Below are 17,059 nucleotides of genomic sequence, written 5' to 3' on the forward strand. Positions count from 1 at the left end.
CGTGCTAGCCCAGAATCCCCCGCTGGTACGCCGTCGCGACCGCCGCCGCACGGTCGTTGACGCCCAGCTTGGTGTACAGGTGGGTGAGGTGGGTCTTCACCGTGGCCTCGCTGATGAAGAGTTCGCGGGCGATCTCGCGGTTGGAGGTGCCCCGGGCGACGAGGGCCAGGACTTCGCGTTCGCGGGTGGAGAGGGGCTCGTTGGCGGGGGCGGTGGGTGCGCGGACGGCGGAGACCAGGCGGGAGGCGACGGCCGGGGAGAGGACGGTGCGGCCCTGGGCGGCGGCGCGGACGGCGGTGAAGAGCTCCTCGCGCGGGGCGTCCTTGAGCAGGTAGCCGGTCGCGCCCGCCTCGATCGCGGGGAGGGTGTCGGAGTCGGTGTCGTACGTGGTGAGGACCAGGACCTGGGCGCGGGCGCCCCGCCGGGTCAGTTCGCGGATGGCGTCGACCCCGCCGCCGCCCGGCATCCGCAGGTCCATCAGGATCACGTCCGGGTCGAGGGCGCCGGCGAGCGTGACGGCTTCGGCGCCGTTCGGCGCCTCGCCGAGGACCGTGAAGCCGGCGGCGGACTCGAACATGCCGCGCAGGCCGTCGCGGACGACGGGGTGGTCGTCGACGATCAGCAGCGTGATCGGGGGCTCAGTTGTCATGGCGGACCAACGGTACGCGCGCCGACAGGGCGGTGCCGAGCCCCGGTTCGGACTCCACGGTCAGGGAGCCGGCGATGCGTTCGGCGCGGGCCCGCATGCCGTCCAGGCCGAAGCCGCCGGCCCGGCTGCGGGCGGGCACGGTGAGCAGGTCGAAGCCGGTGCCGTCGTCGCGGATGTCGAGGATGACCTCCTCGCCCAGGTAGGAGAGGGTGACGCCGACCCGGGAGGCGTGCGCGTGCCGGGCGGCGTTGGAGAGGGCCTCCTGGACGATGCGCAGGAGGGTGGCCGCGACCTCCTCGTGCAGTTGCTCGGCGGTGCCGGTGAGGGTGAAATCGGCGCGTGTGTCCGTCCGTTCGCCCCATTCGGCGACCGTCTTCCGGAGCGCCTCGGGCAGCCCGTCGTGCTCCAGGGCGACCGGCGCCAGGTTGTGCACCGAGCGGCGGGCCTCCCCCAGGCTGTGCCGGGCCAGGGCCAGGGCGCGGCCCACATGCTCCTCGGCCACCTCCGGATCGGGGGTGTTGATGACGACCTGGAGCTGGGCGATGATCCCGGCCAGCCCCTGGGCGATGGTGTCGTGGATCTCGGCGGCGAGGCGGCGCCGCTCGTCGGCCACCCCGGCCTCCCGGGCCTGGAGGAGGAGCTGAGCGTGCAGGGCCGCGTTCTCGTCCAGGGCCTGGCGCAGGGCGGCGATCGTCTCGGTGCGCTCGCGGGTCCGCTGTTTCTCCTGGTCGTTGAGATGGGCGATCCCCACCTGGAGTGCGGAGTTGGCGGCCAGCAGCACGGCGAAGAGGAGCCACTGGAGCACGTTTCGCAACGGCATCCCGCCCGTCTGCGCACCGGCCACGGTGACCGCGCTCGCCAGCAGCCCGAGCCGCCGCCACCGGCGCGGCAGCAGCTCGTCGGCGTCCATGTAGCCGGTGGCCGCGTAGAACGCGAAGAACGGACTGAGCCAGGTGAGCACGAAGGCGAGGGCCCAGCGGACCACGTAGTACGCCGTCCCGGCCGGGGAGGGCGTACGGCCGCGGTCGGGGCGGCGGAACCCGGTGGCGTGCCACCACAGTTGGAGTACGACCGCGGCGCCGACCAGGGACCAGGCGGTGAACCACTCGGCCTGGGCGGTGTGGGGGTCGGCGGAGACGACCCCGAGGACGATGCTGATGCCGAGGAACCCGTACGGCCCCCAGGTGTGCAGTTGCTCCCAGCGCCGTTCGATCTGGCTGTCCTCCACGGTCATGTCCCCAGTCTGCCCGGCCGGCCGCCTACTCCCAGCGGAACCAGCGGGCGGCACCCGCCGTCAGCAGGACCGTCCAGAGGGCGAGCACGCCCAGGTGCTCCCAGCCGGGCCACTGTCCGGCGGCCGCCCGGTCCAGGGCGCGGGCCGCCGCGCCGAACGGGGTCAGCTGCACCACCCGGGCCATGGCGTGCGGCATCTCCCGCACCGGGATCCACACGCCCGCACAGAACATCATCGGGAAGAACACCGCCGAGCCGATCGCGCCCGCGATCTTCGTGGTGCGGGACAGCGCCGAGACGACGGAGCCCAGGGCGAGGGCGGCCGCGGCCGCGAGCAGCAGCGCCAGCAGGTATCCGCCCGGCTGCTTCGGCAGTCGTACGTCGAAGGCGAGCCGGCCGACCAGGAGCGCGAGCAGCGCCGAGCCCAGCGCGACCGTGCCCTGCACCACCATCTGAGCGGACAGCAGCGCGGAGGGCTGTACGGGGGTGAGCCGCATCCGGCGCAGGATGCCCCGCTCCCGGTAGCCGGTGAGCGCCTGGGGCAGGATCTGCACCCCGGACATGATCAGGGCGATCAGTACGGCGATGGGCACGTAGGCGTCGATCGGCCGCAGCCCGCCCAGGGACTTGTCGGCGTCCCGGAAGGAGGGGATCGAGCCGAGGATCACCAGCAGCAGCGTCGGGAACAGGAAGACCCAGAAGACGGCGCCCGGTTCGCGGCGGAACAGCCGGAACTCGGTGCGCAGGACGGCGGTGTTCATGCTGCTTCCTCCTTGGTCAGGTCGAGGAACGCGTCGTCGAGGGTCGCGTCCACGACCCGGAGCTGGTGGGCGGTGATGCGGTGCCGGGCGAGCAGGGTGATGACGGCGTTGACGGTCTCGTCGGTGCCGGAGAGCGTGATCCGGCCGTCCTTGCGCTCGACGGAGGCGAGGGCCGGGAGGGCGGCGAGGTCGTGGTCGTCCAGGGGGGCGGACGGGGTGAAGCTGATGACGGTGGCGCCGGCGCTGCGGCGGATCAGCCCGGCCGGGGTGTCGAGGGCGGCCACCCGTCCCTTGTCGATCACCGCGATCCGGTCGCAGAGCCGCTGCGCCTCCTCCATGAAGTGGGTGACGAGCAGGACGGTGACCCCGCGGTCCCGGACGTCCTCGATCAGCTTCCAGGTGTCGCGCCGGGCCCGCGGGTCGAGCCCGGTGGTCAGCTCGTCGAGGACGACGACCCGCGGGTTCCCGATCAACGCCAGCGCGATGAACAGGCGTTGCTTCTGCCCGCCCGACAGCTTGCCGAACCGGGTGGCGAGCTTGCCGGTGAGCCCGAGGCGCTCGGCGAGCGGCGCCCAGTCGAGCGGGCTCGTATAGAAGGAGGCGTACAGCTCAAGGGCCTCGCGGACGGTGAGCTTGGCCTGCAGCTCGCTCTCCTGGAGCTGGGCGCCTAGGACGCGGGCGACCCTCTCGTGGTCGGCGACGGGATCGAGCCCGGTGACCCGCGCCCTTCCCCCGTCGGGCACCCGCAGCCCCTCCACGCACTCCACGGTGGTGGTCTTGCCGGCCCCGTTCGGCCCGAGGATCCCGAAGATCTCGCCCTCCTCGACGGCGAGACTCACCCCGTCGACGACGGCCCGGCCGCCGTACGACTTCCGCAGGTCTGTGACTTCGATGACGGTTGGCATGCTCCGAGGGTCCCGTCCGGGCCTGGTCCGCCACATCGCCCGCCCCGCTGGAACCGGCATCAACCGATCGGCCGATGCCGCGAATCCACCTGTACGACCCCTCGAACGCGCTGGTCGTAGGTCCAGCGGCGGATTCCGGTCCGGCCAAAACTCGGTGGGCGTTGTCAGTGCCGATCCGTAGGCTCGCCCCTGATGCCTCCGACACGTGCAACCACCAAGGAACGCTCCGCCGTCCGCACCCTGCTGCGCCTGTGGCCGTACGTACGGCCGGTGCGGGTACGGCTGTCCGTCGCCGCGCTCGTGGCGATCGTCGCCTCCTGTACGGGGCTCGTGATCCCCCTCGTCCTCAAGTGGATGGTGGACGGCCCGGTGGCCGACCGCGACCCGGCCGGGGTCTGGCTCGGTGCGCTGTACCTGCTGCTGCTCGGCATCGCGGAAGCACTGCTCTTCGGCCTGCGCCGCTGGCTGGTCGCCAGACCTCTCTCGCGTGTCGAGGCGGGGATGCGCGCGGACCTGTACGGCCATCTCCAGCGCCTGCCGGTCGCCTTCCACGACCGCTGGGCCTCCGGCCAGCTGCTCTCCCGGGCCACCACCGACCTGATGCTGCTCCGGATGTTCCTCGCCTTCCCGCTGACCTTCCTGCTGGTCAACGGGGTGACGATCCTCGTCGGCGTGCTGATCATGCTGGCGCAGGACTGGACGCTGGGCCTGGTCATCCTCGGCCCCACGATCCCCGTGGTCTGGACGTGCGTGATCTTCGAGAACCGGTACGCGGACGTGGCCCGGCTCGCCCAGGACCAGGTCGGCGACCTCACGACGGTGGTCGAGGAGAGCGTGCTCGGCATCCGCATCATCAAGGGCTTCGGCCGCCACCGCAGCCAGGCCCGCGCCTTCCGCGACCTGGTACGGACCCTGCGGGGCACGGAGCTGCGCAAGGCGCGGATGCTGGCGATGATCTGGGGCGTCATCGTGACGCTGCCCGAAGTGGCCATCGGAGCGGCCCTCTTCTGGGGCTCGGTACAGGTCGCGGAGGGCGACCTCAGCGCGGGCACGCTGGTGGCGTTCCTGTCCACGGCACTGGCACTGAGATGGCCGGTGGAGTCGATCGGCTTCCTGCTGGCGATGAGCCAGGAGGCGGCGACGGCGACAGAACGCTTCTTCGAAGCGCGGGACGCGTTGACGGAAGACGCCGATTCGTCTTCGGCTGCGGGTGCGTGGGGGCTGGCCGCGCAGTTCCCCGCGCCCCTTACGGGGCGCCTCAGCGCAGCGCCCCAAAGGGGCGCGGGGCGAGACAATATGCGGCTCCGCCGCGCGGGCGCGACCAGCCCCCACCGGCCCGCACCCGACGACGGACCCACCTCATCGGCACCCGACGGGATCCGCTTCGAGAACGTGCAGTTCCGCTACCCCGACGCCGCCCCCGATTCCGCCCCCACCCTCACCCGCATCGACCTCCACATCCGCCCCGGCGAGTCCATGGCCCTCGTCGGCGCCACCGGCAGCGGCAAGACCACCCTCACCGCCCTCATCCCCCGCCTGCACGAGGCCACCTCGGGCCGGATCACCCTGGACGGCCGGGACATCACCGCGATGCCCCGCGAGGAACTCCGCTCCCTCGTGGCCATGGCCTTCGAGGAACCCACCCTCTTCTCCGCCTCCGTCGGCGAGAACGTGCTCATGGGAGCCGAGGACGGCGCCGGCGAGCCCGAGCTGGCCCGTGCCCTCGCCGTCGCACAGGCCGACTTCGCACACGCCCTCCCCCAGGGCACCCGCACCCAGGTCGGCGAGCAGGGCCTCAGCCTCTCCGGCGGCCAGCGCCAGCGCCTCGCGCTCGCGCGGGCGGTCGTCGGCCGGCCCCGCTTCCTCGTCCTGGACGACCCGCTCTCCGCCCTGGACGTGCACACGGAGGCCGCCGTCGAGGCCGCCCTGCGCGACGTGCTCGCCGACACCACCGCGCTGATCGTCGCCCACCGCCCCTCCACCGTCCTGCTCGCCGACCGCGTCGCCCTGCTCTCCGGCGGCCGGGTCACCGCCGTCGGCACCCACCACGAACTGCTGCGCACCAACGCCGAGTACGCCCACCTGATGTCCGGGGAGGATCACCGCCGATGACCGCCGCCACCTCCCTCCCCGCCCCGGACGAGGACGACGAACGCCCCCGCCGGGATCCGGCCGAAGCCACCGACTCGACCGAACCGGCCGCCGGCGACCCCTTCGACCGGGACGTCCTGCCCACCCCGCCCGGCGCCACGGCCACCCTGCTGCGCTCGCTCCTCGCCCCCATGAGGGGCCGGGTCGCCGTCACCACGCTTCTGCTGCTGCTCCAGCAGGCGGCGGTCCAGGCGGGCCCGCTGCTGGTGGCGTACGCCATCGACACGGCCGTACCGGCGTTCCGCCGCCACGACCACGGCCCGCTGATCGCGGTGGCGGTCGGCTACGGCCTGAGCGCGCTGCTCTCCGGCGGCCTCCAGTACGCGTTCGTCCGGGCGTCCGCGCGCGTCAACCAGGACGTCCTCCTCGACCTGCGCGGCCGCATCTTCCGCCACGCGCAGGCACTGAGCCTCGACTTCCACGAGCGCTACACGTCCGGCCGCCTCATCTCCCGCTCCACCACGGACGTCGAGTCGCTCCGCGAACTCCTGGCCGAGGGCCTCCAGGAGCTGGTCACGGTCATCCTCTCCTTCCTCTACATCTCGGCGATGCTGCTCTGGCTGGACCCGGGCCTCGGTGCGGTAGCTGTGGCGAGCTTCGTACCGCTGTACCTGCTCGTGCGGCTGTACCAGCGGCGCGCGGTACGGGTGTACAAGGCGCGGTCCACGGCGATCGCGGCGGTCATCGTGAAGTTCGTGGAGACGATGAACGGCATCCGCCCGGTGCGCGCGTTCCGCCGGGAGGCCGCCAACGACGCCGAGTTCGCCGTACTGAACCACCGCCACGAGCGGACGAACGGCGACGCGCTCCTCGAGATGGCGCGGTACGTGGTCGGTTCCCGGCTGGTCGCCAACACCTCGGTCGCGGTGATCGTGCTGTGGGGCGCCTACCGGGTGGCGTCCGGCTCGCTGGAGCTGGGTGTCCTCGCCGCGGCCGTCCTCTACCTGCGGCGGCTGTACGACCCGATCGACCGCCTCGGCATGTTCCTCAACTCGTACCAGTCGGCGTCCGCCTCGCTGGAGAAGATCGCGGGCCTGCTGGCCCAGACCCCGTCCGTGCCGGAGCCCTCGGTCCCCAGGGAACTGCCCCCGCTCCCGACCGAACTCCCCGGCCGCGAGGTCGTCTTCGACGGTGTCCGCTTCGCCTACCGCACCGGCGGCGAGGTGCTGCCCACCTTCGACCTCGGCCTCCCGGCCGGGCAGACGGTCGCGGTCGTCGGCTCCACCGGCGCCGGCAAGTCGACGCTCGCCAAACTGCTCGCCCGCTTCTACGACCCGTCCGACGGCCGGGTCCTCCTCGACGGTGTGGACCTGCGCGAACTGACCGTGCCCGAACTGCGGCGCGGGGTCGTGATGGTCACCCAGGAGGCGTTCCTGTTCTCCGGCACGGTCGCCGAGAACATCGCCATCGGCCGGCCGGACGCCACCCGTGAGGAGATCGAGCAGGCGGCCAAGGCGATCGGCGCCCACGAGTTCATCGCCGCGCTGCCCGACGGCTACGACACGGACGTCCGCAAGCGCGGCGGGCGCATTTCGGCGGGGCAGCGCCAACTGGTCGCGTTCGCACGCGCCTTGCTCGCCGACCCGGCGGTGCTGATCCTCGACGAGGCGACCAGCTCCCTGGACATCCCCGGCGAACGTGCCGTGCAGCGCGCGATGTCGACCGTGCTCAAGGGCCGTACGGCGGTGGTGATCGCACACCGGCTGTCCACCGTGGAGATCGCCGACCGGGTGCTGGTGATGGAGCACGGCCGCATCGTCGAGGACGGCCGCCCGGCCGAACTCATCGCCGGTACGGGCCGGTTCGCGGATCTGCACCGGGCATGGCGGGACAGTCTGGCCTAGCCGACCAGGCCGGGAGAACAGGGGTCGCAGGGTGATCGACGCGTACGAGGATCCGGGCACGCCCGACACGCGAGGCGGCTGGTCCTATCTGTGGTGGCTGGTGGCCTGCCAGCCGGGCCGCTCGCTCGCCGGGGCGCTGCTGGGCAGTGTCTGGCTGACGCTGATGGCCGGGACGCCGTACATGATGGCCCGGGCCGTGGACGACGGCCTGGTGCCGGGCCATATGGCGGTGCTGGCCGGCTGGTCGGCGGCGATCTTCGTCCTCGGGGCGGTCAACGCCTGGGTCAGCATCATGCGCCACCGCACGATGACCCGGGTGCGGATGGACGCGTACTTCCGCACGATCAAGGTGCTCGTCGGGCACACGGTGCGGCTCGGCGCCGAACTGCCGCGCCGGGCCGACGCCGGGGAGGTCGTCACGATCGGCGTCGGCGACGTGCACACCATCGCCCAGGCGCTGACCGTCGTCGGGCCCGGGGTGGGCGCGGTCGTCGTGTACGCGGTGGTGGCCGGCCTCCTCATGACGATCTCGCCCCTGCTGACCGGCGTGGTGCTGCTCGGAGTGCCGGTGGTGGCCCTCCTCGCTGGCCCGCTGGCCCGGCGGCTGCAGGGCAGGGAGACCGAGTACCGGGAGCGCCAGAGCGTGCTCACGGCCCGCATCGGCGACCTCGCGGGCGGCCTCCGCGTCCTCAACGGCCTCGGCGGCAAGGGCCTGTTCGCGGACGCCTTCCGCCGCGACTCCCAGCACCTGCGCGCCCAGGGCTACCGGGTGGGCGCGGTGGCCAGCTGGGTCCAGGCGCTGGGCATGGGGCTGCCGACGGTGTTCCTGGCGGTGGTCACCTGGATCGCGGCCCGGATGGCCGCCCACGGCGACATCACGGTGGGCCAGCTGGTGTCGGTGTACGGCTATGTAGCGGTCCTGGTCGGCCCGGTGGCCTTCTTCCTCGACATGGGCTACCAACTGAGCCGGGGCGTGGTGGCCGCCCGCAGGGTCGTACGCCTCCTGCGCCACGAGCCGACCCCGGACGAGGGCACGCAGCAGCCCCCGGCCGGCCCGGCCGTCCTGCACGACCCGGAGTCGGGGGTACGGGTCCGGCCCGGCCGCCTGACGGCCCTGGTGAGCGCCGCCCCGACGGAGGCAGGATCGGTCGTGGACCGCCTGGGCCGATACACCCGCTCGGACGTGACGTGGGGAGGGGTACGACTGGACGCCGTACCCCTCCCGGAGGTACGCACCCGCATCCTGGTGGCCGACAACGATGCCCACTTTTTCGCCGACACTCTCCGCAACTCCCTAAGGGGCGCGGGGCTGTATCAAACGGGCGGCCACAACGCGCCCCATAGGGGCGCGGGGAACTGCGCGGGCAACCCCCACGCACCCGCACCCGCCGACGCACCTCCCGCCGCACCCCCTGACGCGCAAACAACCCAAGCCCTCCACGCAGCCGCAGCCAGCGACATCGTCCAGGCCCTCCCCCACGGCCTCGACTCCCAGATCGACGCCCAGGCCCGCAACCTCTCCGGCGGCCAACGCCAACGCGTCCGCCTCGCCCGCGCCCTCCTCGCCGACCCCGAGGTCCTCCTCGCCGTGGAGCCCACCTCCGCCCTCGACGCCCACACCGAGGCCCTCGTAGCGGAGCGCCTCCGCTCCGCACGCGACGGCCGCACCACCCTCCTCACCACCACCTCCCCCCTGGTGCTGGCCCACGCCGACGAGGTGATCTTCCTGGTCGACGGCAAGGTCTCCGCGACCGGCACCCACGAGGGGCTGCTGGAGTACGAACCCGGATACCGCGCCCTCGTGGCCAGGGACACGGAAGAAGAGGAGGTCGTCAGGTGACGACGAGTCAACTCCCGGTCGCCGACCGCGCCGACGTACGCCGGGCCACCCTCCGCCTGGTGGCGGCGGACCGCGGGGCCTTCGCCGCCGCCCTGCTGCTGAACGCGGCGGCCGCCGCCACCGGCCTCGTCGGCCCCTGGCTGGTCGGCCGGATCGTGGACGAGGTACGGGCCGGCCGCGGGGTGGACGCCGTGGACCACCTCGCCCGGTGGATCCTGCTCTGCTCCCTCGCCCAGCTGCTGCTCGCCCGCTCCGCCCGCTACCTCGGCCACCGCTTCGGCGAGCGGACCCTGGCCCGGGTCCGCGAGGAGTTCGTGGACCGGGCGCTGGCGCTGCCCGCGTCGGTCGTGGAGCGGGCCGGCACCGGCGACCTGACCGCGCGCGGCACGGGCGACGTGAGCACGGTCGGCACCACCCTGCGGGACGCCGGGCCGGAGCTGCTGGTCAACACGGTGCAGGCGCTGTTCGTGATGGGCGCGGTGTTCGTCCTGGACCCGGTGCTGGCCGCGTTCGGGGTGCTCGGGCTGACCCCGATCTGGATCGCGCTGCGCTGGTATCTGCGCCGGGCCCGGGACGGCTATCTCGCCGAGGGGGCCACCACCTCCGGCGTCGCGGAGATCGTCACGGCGACGGTGACGGGCGCCCGCACGGTGGAGGCGTTCCGGCTCCAGGAGCAGCGGATCAAGGCGAGCCGGGACGCCCTGGAGACCAACCGGAAGGCCCGGTTCTACACCCTGTGGCTGCGGACGGTGTTCTTCCCGGCGGTCGAGGTGTCGTACACGGTGCCGGTGGCCGGGATGCTGCTGGTCGGCGGGCTGCTGCACGCGGGCGTCGGGGTGGTGGTGTCGGCGGCGCTGTATCTGCGGCAGTTCACGGAGCCGCTGGACCAGATCCTGATGCGGGTGGAGCAACTGCAGTCCAGCGGTGCCTCGTTCGCACGGGTGGAGGGGCTGGCACAGGCCCCGCGGGCGGCGGCGGACGGCGGGGCACCCGCTCCGGCGGACGACCGGATCGACGTGCGTGAGGTGCGGTACGCCTATGAGCGCGGCGGTGAGGTGCTGCGCGGGGTGGACCTCACGGTGCGGCCCGGGGAGCGGCTCGCGGTGGTCGGGCCGTCCGGCGCCGGGAAGACGACGCTGAGCCGGCTGCTGGCGGGTGTCGACGCGCCCGGGTCGGGCACGGTGACCGTGGGCGGGGTGCCGATCGCGGGGCTGGAGCCGGAGCGGCTGCGCCGCCAGGTCGTCCTGGTCACCCAGGAGCATCACGTCTTCCTCGGCACGGTCCGGGACAACCTGCTGATCGCCGAACCGGCCGCGGCCGACGCCGACCTGTGGGCGGCGCTCACCGCCGTCGGCGCCGACGACTGGGTGCGCGGCCTGCCCGACGGCCTCGACACCCGGCTCGGCACGGGCGGCACGGCCACCGACGGTTCGCGGGCCCAGCAGCTCGCGCTGGCCCGGGTGGTGCTGGCCGACCCGCACACGCTGATCCTGGACGAGGCGACCGCGCTGCTGGACCCGGCGACCGCCCGGCACACCGAGCGCGCACTGGCGGCCGTACTCGAAGGCCGTACGGTCATCGCCATCGCCCACCGGCTGCACACCGCCCATGACGCCGACCGGGTGGCGGTGATGGAGGACGGCCTCCTCACCGAACTCGGCACGCACGAGGAGCTGGTGGCGGCGGGCGGGGCGTACGCGGCGCTGTGGGCGACCTGGCACGGAGACCCCTCCTGACGCACCCGCGCCGCTCCCCTCCGCACCGGGCGTCCCCTCCTCACAGGGCGTCCGGAGGTACCGGCGGCGAGGTGGATGACGTATCCGCCGGAGTAGTCGAGGGCGCCCTCGCCGGCAGCACCGGGCAACGGTCCGCATACCGGACGTGAACATCCGGTCAACGAACGATTTCCGGCCAAGTTTCTGACGCGGTCCTGACAGGTGGCGTTTTCTGCTGCCACTCTTCCCACGGCCGACTCACAGCAACCCCACAGCTTCACCCCGCCGCTGCTGTCGAGTCCGGTTCTGCACACGCACACGGTTCCGCGCTTCGCCCAGTTCTGCCCGGCCGGCCCACCCGCCGTCCGGATCTCCCCTGGCCGTGTGACCCGCGGCCACGCAGAAGGAGTCAGTGTTGAGCAGCAGTTCCTCTCGCAGACGCACCCCCCACAGCACGTACCGCCGCACCGCAGCAGTGGCCCTCGCGGGCGTCACCGCCCTGATCGCCGCGGCCGTCCAGTCGGGCGCCGCCAGCGCCGCCCCGGCCGCCCCGCAGCTCGGCCGGGTCAACCCGGCCCACGCGGCCGTCAAGCTCTCCCCCTCGCAGCGCGCGGAACTGCTCCGCGACGCGAGCGGCGAGCGGGCCGCCACCGCCAGGGCGATAGGCCTCGGCGCCAAGGAGAAGCTGGTCGTCAAGGACGTCGTGAAGGACGCCGACGGCACCCTGCACACCCGCTACGAGCGCACCTACGCCGGTCTGCCGGTGCTCGGCGGCGACCTGGTCGTGGACACCGCCAAGTCGGGCGCCACCGAGCGGGTCATCAAGGCGAACAACGCCACACTCAAGGTCGCCGACCTCACCCCGGCCAAGAGCCCGGCGAGCGCCGAGAAGGCGGCCCTCGCGGCCGCCAGGACGCTGGGCTCCACCAAGTCCGCCGCCGACGGCGCCCGCAAGGTCGTCTGGGCCGGCCACGGCACCCCCGTCCTCGCCTACGAGACGATCGTCGGCGGCTTCCAGGACGACGGCACGCCCAACCAGCTGCATGTCATCACCGACGCCGCCACCGGCAAGAAGCTCTTCCAGTACCAGGGCATCGAGAACGTCACCGGCACCGGCAACACCCAGTACAGCGGGACGGTGTCGCTGTCGACGACCCAGTCGGGTTCGACGTACAACCTGACCGACGGCGACCGTGGCGGCCACAAGACGTACAACCTGAACCACGGCACCTCGGGCACCGGCACGCTGTTCTCGCAGTCGAGCAACACCTGGGGCAACGGCACCACGTCGAACGCCGCCACCGCGGGTGCCGACGCGCACTACGGGGCCGCCGAGACCTGGGACTTCTACAAGAACACCTTCGGCCGCAGCGGCATCAAGAACAACGGCGTCGGCGCCTACTCCCGCGTCCACTACGGCAACTCGTACGTGAACGCCTTCTGGGACGACGGCTGCTTCTGCATGACCTACGGCGACGGCTCCGGCAACGCGGACCCGCTGACCGCCCTCGACGTGGCCGGCCACGAGATGAGCCACGGCGTCACCGCCAACACCGCCGGCCTCAACTACAGCGGCGAGTCCGGCGGCCTCAACGAGGCGACCTCCGACATCTTCGGCACCGGCGTGGAGTTCTACGCGGCCAACTCGACCGACGTCGGCGACTACCTCATCGGCGAGAAGATCGACATCAACGGCGACGGCACCCCGCTGCGCTACATGGACAAGCCGAGCAAGGACGGCGGCTCCGCGGACAGTTGGTACTCCGGCGTCGGCAACCTCGACGTGCACTACTCGTCCGGCGTGGCGAACCACTTCTTCTACCTGCTGAGCGAGGGCAGCGGCGCCAAGGTCATCAACGGCGTCAGCTACAACTCGCCCACGTCGGACGGCCTTCCGGTCACCGGCATCGGCCGGGACAAGGCGCTGCAGATCTGGTACCGGGCGCTCACCACCAAGTTCACCTCGACCACCAACTACGCGGCCGCCCGCACCGGCACGCTCGCGGCGGCGGGTGAGCTGTACGGCACCACCAGCACCGAGTACAAGGCGGTGCAGGACGCCTGGGCGGCCGTGGCCGTCGGTGCGCGCTCCGGCGGCGGCGGTGGCGGTACGGGCACCTCGTACGAGAGCAACACGCCTGTGTCGATTCCGGACAACGGGCCCGCGGTCACCTCGTCGATCACGGTCTCCGGCCGGACCGGCAACGCGCCGAGCAACTTGCAGGTAACGCCGAATATCAGCCACACGTGGCGTGGCGACCTGGTGATCGACCTCGTCGGTCCGTCCGGGACGTCGTACCGCCTGAAGAGCTTCAGCTCGTCCGACTCGGCGGACAACGTGACGGACACCTACACGGTGAACGCCTCGTCGGAATCGGCCAATGGCACCTGGAAGTTGAAGGTCCAGGACCAGGCCGCACAGGACGTCGGCACGATCAACGGGTGGAAGGTTACCTTCCCGTAACCGCAGGTGACTGAGCCGGGCACCGGGCGCCGTCCGGGGGGATCCTCCCCTCGGGCGGCGCCCGTTTTACATGCCCGCAACGTTCACCCAACACCTGCTTTTCGGCCAACATCACTTCAGGGTCCTGACATGTACGCGACCTTGATGTCACTCTTCCATCACCCGTCGCACAGCACAGCAACTTCACATCCCCACAGCCGGGCCGGTAACCCCACTCCGCCCGGACTCCCCACACCATGAAGGAGCTTGAGTGAGCCCCCTCTACGCGCGTCACAAGCGCACCACGCTCGCCATCGCCACCGCTGTCGCCGCCGGCGCCCTCCTCACCACCGGTATGACCGCGAACGCCTCGGCCGTCGACAAGCAGCCGCTGGCCGCCGCCCCCACGCTGCTCTCCAACTCCGCCCGCACCGCCCTGATCCAGAAGGCGGACGCGAACGTCGCCGAGACGGCCAAGCAGATAGGCCTCGGCACCAAGGAGAAGCTGGTCGTCAAGGACGTCGTGAAGGACGTCGACGGCACGGTCCACACGCGCTACGAGCGCACCTACGCGGGCCTGCCCGTCCTCGGCGGCGACATCGTCGTGCACACCTCCAAGGCCGGCAAGACCGAGGGCGTCACCAAGGCGGTCAAGGCGACCATCAAGGTGGCCTCCCTGAAGCCGCAGCTCACCGTCGCCAAGGCGGAGAAGGCGGCCCTCACCGCCGCCAAGACGCTGGGCTCCACCAAGTCGGCCGCCGACGGCGCCCGCAAGGTGATCTGGGCCGGCTCGGGCACCCCCGTCCTCGCCTACGAGACGATCGTCGGCGGCTTCCAGGACGACGGCACCCCCAACCAGCTGCACGTCATCACCGACGCCGCCACCGGCAAGAAGCTCTTCGAGTACCAGGGCATCGAGAACGCCACGGGCACCGGCAAGACCCTGTACTCGGGCACCGTCAGCCTCGACACCACCCTGTCGGGCTCGACGTACAGCCTGACCGACGCCACGCGCGGCAGCCACAAGACGTACAACCTCAAGCACGGCACGTCCGGCACCGGCACGCTGTTCACCGACGCGGACAACGTCTGGGGCACCGGCGCGGCCTCCAGCTCCACCACCGACCAGACCGCCGCCGCGGACGCCGCCTACGGCGCCCAGGAGACCTGGGACTTCTACAAGAACACCTTCGGCCGCAGCGGCATCAAGAACAACGGCGTCGGCGCCTACTCCCGCGTCCACTACGGCAGCTCCTACGTCAACGCGTTCTGGGACGACAGCTGCTTCTGCATGACCTACGGCGACGGCTCCAGCAACACCCACCCGCTGACCTCGCTCGACGTGGCCGGCCACGAGATGAGCCACGGCGTCACCGCCAACACCGCCGGCCTCAACTACAGCGGCGAGTCCGGCGGCCTCAACGAGGCCACCTCGGACATCTTCGGCACGGGTGTCGAGTTCTACGCCAACAACGCCTCCGACCCCGGTGACTACCTCATCGGCGAGAAGATCAACATCAACGGCGACGGCACCCCGCTGCGCTACATGGACCAGCCCAGCAAGGACGGCGGCTCCGCCAACTACTGGTCCTCCTCGGTCGGCAACCTCGACGTGCACTACTCGTCGGGCGTCGCCAACCACTTCTTCTACCTGCTGTCCGAGGGCAGCGGCGCGAAGACGATCAACGGGGTGTCCTACAACTCCCCGACCTACAGCGGCTCCACGGTCACCGGCATCGGCCGGGACAAGGCGCTGCAGATCTGGTACAAGGCGCTGACGACGTACTTCACGTCGACCACCAACTACAAGTCGGCCCGCACCGGCACGCTGTCCGCGGCGGCCGCGCTGTACGGCTCCGGCTCCACCGAGTACAACGCGGTGGCGGCGGCCTGGACGGCGGTCAACGTCAGCTGACCCCGCCCCCAGCAGCACAGGCGGGCCCCCGGGGAGAAGGCGTCCCGGGGGCCCGCCCTACGCTCTCTCCCATGTCCTTCACGTACGAGGCGGTCGGCGCCACTCGCGAGAACCTCGCCGCCTGCCCACCGGGCTTCCACCCCCTGCACGTGCGCACGCGCATAGGCGAGGGCCAGGAAGTCTTCCACCGGGCCGCCGAGGCAGTCCTCACCTGGGAACTCCACCGCGCCCTCGGCGTGGGCATCGACGCCACCGCCGACCGCGCGGCCCCGGGCGTCGACGTCACCGTCACCCTGGCCGGCCTCATCAAGGCCCCCTGCCGCATCGTCTGGACGGCCGAGGAGTCCCGCCGCGCCGGCTGGGCCTACGGCACCCTCACCGGCCACCCCGAATCCGGCGAGGAGGCCTTCGTGGTCGACCGCACGGGGGACGGCACGGTCTGGCTGACGGTCGCGGCCTTCAGCAAGCCTGCCAAGTGGTACGCCCGCGCGGGCGGCGCGGCGACCCGGGGACTGCAGCACGCGTACGCACGGCGGTGCGGGGCGGTGCTCAGGAGGCTGTGCGCAGAGGCGGCCGAGGACTGACCGGCGTTTCACGTCCGTCGTCGCCGCGAAGAGATCGCCGTGCGGGGCCGCGGCCCGCCGCTCGGTCGGTTGTCCCTGCCCGCCCACCGTGTGGGTCAGATGTAGGTGAAGGGGACGGCGTTGCTGTTGCCGGCCGGGGTGTGGACTTGGACGCTGACCGTTCCGGCCGCGTGGGCCGGTGCCGTCGCGACGACGACGCTGTCCGAGACCACGACGAACGCGGCCGGGATTCCTCCGAAGGTCACGGAGTCGGTGAAGGTGAGGTTGGAGCCGCTGATGGTGACGGAGTCACCGCCCGACGTCGAGCCCTCGTTCGGGATGAGAACCGTGATCGTGGGGGTGCCCAGGTATGTGTAGTACGGGTTGCCGGGGCCCAAGGTGCTGGTGCCGCCGGGTGCGGTCACGGTGACCACGACCGTGCCGATTCCGGCAGGGGCGATCGCTGTCACCTGACTGTCGGAGACCACCGTGAAGCTGGTGGCGGGGTTCGCGCCGAAGTCGACGGCGGTGGCGAGGGCCAGGTTGCTGCCGGTGATGACGACGGTGGTACCGCCGGACTCCGGACCAAAGTGCGGCTCCACGTCGATGACGACGGGGGCGGCGACGTAGATGTACGGCAGTGGGTTACTGGTGCCCCCCGGCGTGGTCACGGTCACGTTCACCACGGACGGTGGCCCTGCGGGGGCGGTGACGGTGACCTGCGTGGCAGTGACGTTGGTGATCGTGGCGGGACTCGCACCGAAGAGAACCAGCGTCGTACCGCCCAGGTTGGTACCGGTGATGAGGACGCTGTTGCCACCCGCCGTGGGCCCGTTGGAAGGACTGAGACCGACGATCGAGGGCGCCGGAACGGCAGTGTAGGAGTAAGGCAGCGCGTTGCTGACACCCCCCGGCGTGGTCACCGTGACGTTCACCGTCCCACTGCCCGCCGGCGCGGTCACCGTGACCTGCGTGGCAGTGACGTTGGTGATCGTGGCGGGACTCGCACCGAAGAGAACCAGCGTCGTACCGCCCAGGTT

12 protein-coding genes are annotated in these 17,059 nt (G+C 71.8%); 7 read left to right on the forward strand and 5 right to left on the reverse strand.

The window, feature by feature from the left end:
• Nucleotides 1–4: 4 nt before the first annotated feature.
• The 4 genes from KVT45_RS15265 to KVT45_RS15280 are packed head-to-tail and all read right to left on the reverse strand — an operon-like array spanning nt 5 to nt 3,548.
• Nucleotides 5–649: a response regulator transcription factor gene (locus tag KVT45_RS15265; RefSeq protein ID WP_217547734.1), complete on the reverse strand. Its 645-nt coding sequence runs from the start codon at nt 647–649 to the stop codon at nt 5–7.
• Nucleotides 639–1,883 (reverse strand): sensor histidine kinase, encoded by a 1,245-nt coding sequence (locus tag KVT45_RS15270; protein ID WP_217547736.1) that lies wholly within the window; start codon nt 1,881–1,883, stop codon nt 639–641. The genes KVT45_RS15265 and KVT45_RS15270 overlap by 11 nt, the downstream gene beginning before the upstream one ends.
• A 25-nt stretch (nt 1,884–1,908) precedes the next feature.
• Nucleotides 1,909–2,643 carry an ABC transporter permease gene (locus tag KVT45_RS15275; protein ID WP_217547737.1) on the reverse strand — a complete coding sequence of 245 codons (735 nt, stop codon included), beginning with the start codon at nt 2,641–2,643 and terminating at the stop codon, nt 1,909–1,911.
• Entirely contained in the window at nt 2,640–3,548 is a 909-nt protein-coding gene (locus tag KVT45_RS15280) for an ABC transporter ATP-binding protein (RefSeq protein WP_217547738.1), read from the reverse strand. Before KVT45_RS15280 ends, KVT45_RS15275 begins: the two co-directional genes overlap by 4 nt.
• Nucleotides 3,549–3,740: 192 nt before the next feature.
• On the opposite strand from KVT45_RS15280, the gene KVT45_RS15285 reads away from it, so the two are divergent.
• The 7 genes from KVT45_RS15285 to KVT45_RS15315 all read left to right on the forward strand — a co-directional run bounded on the left by KVT45_RS15285 (nt 3,741) and on the right by KVT45_RS15315 (nt 16,040).
• Nucleotides 3,741–5,660 carry an ABC transporter ATP-binding protein gene (locus KVT45_RS15285; protein ID WP_217547739.1) on the forward strand — a complete coding sequence of 640 codons (1,920 nt, stop codon included), beginning with the start codon at nt 3,741–3,743 and terminating at the stop codon, nt 5,658–5,660.
• Entirely contained in the window at nt 5,657–7,543 is a 1,887-nt protein-coding gene (locus KVT45_RS15290; RefSeq protein ID WP_217547741.1) for an ABC transporter ATP-binding protein, read from the forward strand. The genes KVT45_RS15285 and KVT45_RS15290 overlap by 4 nt, the downstream gene beginning before the upstream one ends.
• Nucleotides 7,544–7,574: 31 nt before the next feature.
• Nucleotides 7,575–9,383, forward strand: coding sequence for an ABC transporter ATP-binding protein (locus tag KVT45_RS15295; RefSeq protein ID WP_217547743.1), 1,809 nt, complete (start codon nt 7,575–7,577; stop codon nt 9,381–9,383).
• Nucleotides 9,380–11,119: an ABC transporter ATP-binding protein gene (locus tag KVT45_RS15300; RefSeq protein WP_217547745.1), complete on the forward strand. Its 1,740-nt coding sequence runs from the start codon at nt 9,380–9,382 to the stop codon at nt 11,117–11,119. Before KVT45_RS15295 ends, KVT45_RS15300 begins: the two co-directional genes overlap by 4 nt.
• A gap of 394 nt (nt 11,120–11,513) precedes the next feature.
• A complete protein-coding gene (locus KVT45_RS15305; protein ID WP_217547746.1) occupies nt 11,514–13,562 on the forward strand; it encodes a M4 family metallopeptidase in 2,049 nt (682 codons plus the stop codon).
• Nucleotides 13,563–13,812: 250 nt separating this feature from the next.
• A complete protein-coding gene (locus tag KVT45_RS15310; RefSeq protein ID WP_217547748.1) occupies nt 13,813–15,456 on the forward strand; it encodes a M4 family metallopeptidase in 1,644 nt (547 codons plus the stop codon).
• 71 nt (nt 15,457–15,527) lie between these two features.
• Nucleotides 15,528–16,040: a DUF1990 family protein gene (locus tag KVT45_RS15315; RefSeq protein WP_217547750.1), complete on the forward strand. Its 513-nt coding sequence runs from the start codon at nt 15,528–15,530 to the stop codon at nt 16,038–16,040.
• Nucleotides 16,041–16,135: 95 nt separating this feature from the next.
• Here KVT45_RS15315 and KVT45_RS15320 read toward each other — a convergent pair.
• Nucleotides 16,136–17,059: IPT/TIG domain-containing protein (locus KVT45_RS15320; RefSeq protein ID WP_254646782.1), on the reverse strand; the 924-nt coding region annotated here is incomplete at its 5' end.

The sequence above is a fragment of the Streptomyces sp. GbtcB6 genome (assembly GCF_019091475.1).
GTDB classification, from domain to species: Bacteria; Actinomycetota; Actinomycetes; order Streptomycetales; family Streptomycetaceae; genus Streptomyces; species Streptomyces hyaluromycini.

Coding starts and splice junctions, on each gene's coding strand:
- KVT45_RS15265 (WP_217547734.1), bottom strand. CDS start 649: ATGACAACTGAGCCCCCGATCACGCTGCTGATCGTCGACGACCACCCC.
- KVT45_RS15270 (WP_217547736.1), bottom strand. CDS start 1,883: ATGACCGTGGAGGACAGCCAGATCGAACGGCGCTGGGAGCAACTGCAC.
- KVT45_RS15275 (WP_217547737.1), bottom strand. CDS start 2,643: ATGAACACCGCCGTCCTGCGCACCGAGTTCCGGCTGTTCCGCCGCGAA.
- KVT45_RS15280 (WP_217547738.1), bottom strand. CDS start 3,548: ATGCCAACCGTCATCGAAGTCACAGACCTGCGGAAGTCGTACGGCGGC.
- KVT45_RS15285 (WP_217547739.1), top strand. CDS start 3,741: ATGCCTCCGACACGTGCAACCACCAAGGAACGCTCCGCCGTCCGCACC.
- KVT45_RS15290 (WP_217547741.1), top strand. CDS start 5,657: ATGACCGCCGCCACCTCCCTCCCCGCCCCGGACGAGGACGACGAACGC.
- KVT45_RS15315 (WP_217547750.1), top strand. CDS start 15,528: ATGTCCTTCACGTACGAGGCGGTCGGCGCCACTCGCGAGAACCTCGCC.